The sequence below is a fragment of the Cytophaga aurantiaca DSM 3654 genome, assembly GCF_000379725.1.
GTDB lineage: Bacteria > Bacteroidota > Bacteroidia > Cytophagales > Cytophagaceae > Cytophaga > Cytophaga aurantiaca.
Window position 1 is genome coordinate 1 of sequence record NZ_KB903655.1, and the last position, 5,100, is coordinate 5,100.

The following is a 5,100-nucleotide window of genomic DNA, read 5'->3' on the forward strand; positions in this document are numbered from 1 at the left end:
GTGGCCTATACGGGCACTGGTCCTTCAACAGCAACCGTTTCAATGAATGGTCTGGTTCGTACGGCAACGTTTCAGTCTATGTGGCGTGTTGCTTCAGATGAAACAATTCGTTTGACATTGAAGAGTGAAAGTGCAGCAGATGAAACAGTGATTCGTTTTAACGAAGATGCAACAAACGAATTTGATGGGGATCTGGATGCCTTTAAGATGATGAACGGAACGGCAGTTCCTTCAATCTATACCATGTTTGGTTCTACGAAATATTCGATCAATTCAATTGCAGATCCATATGCAAAAGACACGATTGCTGTATACACAAAAATACCTGCAGATGGTGATTATATTTTGAGTATTGCAACCAGTGATCCAGCCATTGAATATGTGTTGGTAGATAAGAAATTGGGAACAGAAACAGTAGTTACTACACGTGATTATTCGTTTGCAGCATTAAAAACAGACGATCTGAACCGCTTTGATCTTCAAATGCGTCAAACAACTACAACAGGAGGGAATACGTCTAATACATCTGCCGGTCTTCAGATCAATTCTTCTACAAAAGGTTTTGTGATTCAGACGCAGCAGTTTGGTGGTAGTACTGCAACAATTCAGATACTTGATATGACAGGGAATTTAATTCAAGTATTAAGCAATAATGTATTGTCGTCAGGTTCTACCTATGTACCAATGGATGTTTCATCTGGAGCCTATCTGGTTAAAGTTACTGTTGATGGAAATGTATTTACCGGAATGATCAGTTTAGTGAGATAAGAAAAAAGAAATAGTTTTAAAAAGAGATGCTTTATTATCTAAGGCATCTCTTTTTATTTGATCTAATGGAATTCCTTTGAAAATATAATTGAGAAGTTTTAGTATTCATATTGTAATTATCAAGCTCTCTTATAGGAGTTGTTTGTGATATTTTAGACTTTACTCGATTTTGGAGCTAAGGTTTATTGTCTTAAAAGATGTTTTGACTTAGGAAATATTTTTAGGAAGAAGTAGATAATACGAATTCAACGTCTAATTAGAAACCTTGAACAATAAAGAAATTCTATTTATACGTAATAATGTATTTTTTTTTGTGGAATTACTTCGATTAACATATGTTAAGTTACATATGATAAATGTCACCTATTAAAATATTGATATTTCAATTGTATATATATAATGTTGATATATAGTGTTTTGTATTTTCTATGTGTAATAATGAATTTACTTTAACTCAAATAATAATGTTCAAACTTACAATCCGTGTAAATATGTGTTCAAACCTATAATTATTGGTTTCGTTATGATTTGTAAGTGTTGCTAAAATAACAAATCAGCTATGAAACAACTTATAAAAACGGCTTTAGATGTATTATTTCCATTATTTGGAGATAATTTCCATAAAATAGAAGATGTGCTGTTTGATTCTATATTTGCTTTGTCAAGAAAAAGTACAATAAGTGCTTTGGTAACTTTTTTATTGTTGTTGACATTTTCTATCAATAAAGCAGAGGCTCAAAGTGCCTTAAATACCGGCTCTAACTTAACCATTTCAAGTAATACAACTTATTCAACTGGAAATATCTACAGTTCTGCTGTTATAACAATTACTTCCGGTACCACGGTAACTTTTACGGGTGGTGTAGGGTTTAGTGGTACATCTAAATTAGTTATTCAAAGTGGTGCAAAGGTTATTATTCAGTCAGGTGGATTGGCTTTCAGTTCCTCTGCAACATCTACAAACGTTGGTTCGATTGTTGTAACCGGGGGCTTAACAGTTGGCGGTGGAACAACGCTCAATTCCAGCGGTTCAATTGTTGTTATATCTTCAGGCCTTACACTTAATAATTCATCAACACTATCTGCAACCGGTCCATTAGTGGTTCGTGGAGGTGGACTTACCTTAAATTCAGGTTCATTAACTTTTGGCGGAACGAATAACAAGGATACAATTGTTGGTGCAGTAGCAATTAATAATAGTTCTTCTTTAACATTAACTGCTACGAATAGTTTATATGTCAATGGAAATATAACTAACAATCAGGGTTCCATGGCACTGGATGGAATAGTTACGGTGAATGGGAATTATCAATCCTGGAATTCATCATCCATTACAGGTACGGGTAATATTACAACAACAGGTAGTTTAAATGCAGGTGGAAGCAGCACTGTTTTTAGTGTAAATCCTTTTTCCTGCGGTGGACCCAATTGCAATGGGTTAAATCCATGTGGACGGACAGCTTCTATTTCACCTGCATCTCCTTCCGTTTGTCCAGGATCATCAACAACACTTACAGCATCTCTTACGGGAACAGGAACAAAAACATACCAATGGATGACGAGCTCAACAAGTGGTGGTACATATACCAATATTTCCGGTGCTACCACGTCAACCTATGCAGCTTCGCCTGTTTCAACAACATATTATAAAGTTAAAATTACTGTTTCAGGTTGTGCTACAACTAGTACTGCCGTTGCAGTAACCATTTTGTCCGTACCAACCATTTCCGCTACAACCCCGGGAAGTATTTGCGGATCCGGATCGGTTTCATTAGGAGCAACAGCTAGTGCAGGAACAGTAAATTGGTATACAGCATCAACAGGGGGGGCAAGTATTGCAACAGGTAATACATATAGTCCGACTATATCTGCAACCACTATTTATTATGTCGATGCAACAAGCAGCGGTTGCACAACTGCTTCAAGAACTTCGGTAACTGCTACTGTTAATCCAATCCCTGCAGTATTTATTGATAATACTGCAGCAACCATTTGTTCAGGTTCATCGGTAGTATTAACAGCAGCTGGCGATCCGGGTAAAGCATTGTCTCTTTCCGGGACAGGTCAATACATACAATTAAACAATGATCCTTTAAGTTCCGCAAGTGATTTTACATTTGAGGCTTTGATATATTGGACAAACAATACAACTCAATGGCAGCGTATTTTTGACTTTGGTAACAGTACCAATGTAAACATGTTTTTCACAACTAAGTCCTCTTCCGGATTTCCTAGATATGCAATTACTAAAACAGGTAATGGGGGAGAACAACAAATAAATACGACTACAAGTATCACTACAAATACCTGGCACCATGTAGCTGTTACTTACAACGCTTCAACTACAACGGGCATCATGTATATTGATGGGGTTGCCGTAGGAACAAATACATCGATGACATTAAGTCCTGCTTCATTATTGCCAAAACCATTGGCATTTAATTATTTAGGCGAATCTCAATATGCAGCAGATCCTGGTTTTGCAGGCAGTATGGATGAAATACGTATTTGGGATATCACAAGAACATCGACAGAAATTAATGCAAACAAAAGTATCTCTATTGACCCGGAAAATCCTGATTTAATTGCCTACTATAAATTAAATGAAGGAAGTGGTTCATCATTAACAAGTGTTTCAGGTACAGGAACAGCTGCAGTTGTAGGTTCTCCAACATGGGTTACTTCTACAGCACCTTTAACAGTTCCAGGTGGTTTAACAACAACGTATATATGGTCTCCTTCAACCGGTTTAAATACTTCCTCCGGTGCAACCGTAACAGCATCTCCAACATCCAATCAGGTGTATACGGTTACTGCTACATATAGCAACGGATGTGCTAGTACTGCTACAACAACCATAACAGTTGCCCCACTTCCAACAGCAGTTGCGGGAACAGCAATTACAACTTGTTCAAGTTCCGGTGCAGTTAATATAACTGCAGGTTCAAGTGCAAACAATCAATCAGGTGTTGTCTGGACATCAACTGGAACAGGAACATTTGCAAATGCTACATCCTTAACCCTTGCTACTTACAATCCAAGTGCAGCCGATAAAACAGCTGGAAGTGTAACGTTAACATTGACTGCTACTGGCAGCGGATCCTGTTCAAGTGCGACTGCAGTTTCTACAAAAATAGTTACAATTTCTGCTATCCCAACAGCAACGGCTGGTGGCAGTCAAGCGATTTGTGTAAGTGGAACAGCAACAGTAAGTAGTGCCTCATCAACAAATGGTACAATTGCTTGGACAGAAAATGGTACAGGTTCGATTACCTCAGGAGCAACAACCTTGACTCCAGTGTATACACCTGCAGCAGGTGATGGAGGCAATACGGTTACATTAACAATGACAGTAAGTAATAGTCCTTGTTCAAATGCAACAGCTACTTATACAGTGAATGTAAATAATGTCCCAACAGCAACAGCGGGCGGAAGTCAAACAATTTGTCAGTCAGCTGCTGCGACTGTTTCAGGTGCAACTTCCAGTAATGGAACCATTGCATGGACAGAAAACGGTTTAGGTTCTATTACATCCGGTGCAACTACAGTAGCACCTGTATATACTTCTGTAGCCGGAGATGTGGGTACAACGGTAACGTTAACAATGACTGTTTCAAATGCAGGATGTAGTGCTACGGCGACGTATTCTGTTATTTTAAGTGCATGTACAAATACATGGGACGGTTCATCCAGTACTGCATGGAACCTGGCTGCGAACTGGAGTCTGAATACAATACCTACTGCTCAAAATAATGTTGAAATTCCAGGTACGCTTACATCGAACAGATGGCCGGTAATTGCCGGCGGTGTAACTGCAACGGCAGCAAAAGTTACACTTAACTCCGGCGGTACAGCTTCCTTGATAATCAATTCGGGAGGTATCTTAAATGCATACGGATCTATTTCGAACAGCGGAACATTTACTGCAAATTCAGGATCAACGGTTGCTTTGCTNGGTACAACNNCACAAACACTTACNGGNATTTCAANNTTNTATAATACTANNGTNAANAATGCNGCTGGNGTAACGATCGCGAGCGGAGCAGCAAATTCGATTACACTAAAAGGTAAATTATCTTTGACTTCAGGTGTATTAACAACCAACGGTAATCTTACAGTTGATATTGATAACGGCGGTAACATTGGTTATGCATCCGGTGATGCGGGTTCGGTAAGCGGTAATGTTAAAGTATTCAGAGCAATCAATTCCATCACGACACATTACATTTCCTGTCCGTTGGATGGTGTTACTGCAAATGACCTTGCTGATGATGCACAGGTAATCAATCCGGCAACAACTAAAACACGTTTGTTCCAATTTGATAATACAGC

At 38.6% G+C, this 5,100-nt stretch carries 2 protein-coding genes; both read left to right on the plus strand.

The window, feature by feature from the left end:
• The coding region (locus tag A3EE_RS20745) for a T9SS type A sorting domain-containing protein (protein WP_157447042.1) at positions 1-768 on the plus strand (768 nt) is incomplete at its 5' end.
• Positions 769-2,323: 1,555 nt separating this feature from the next.
• Positions 2,324-5,100: LamG-like jellyroll fold domain-containing protein (locus A3EE_RS0114340; protein ID WP_425386836.1), on the plus strand; the 2,777-nt coding region annotated here is incomplete at its 3' end.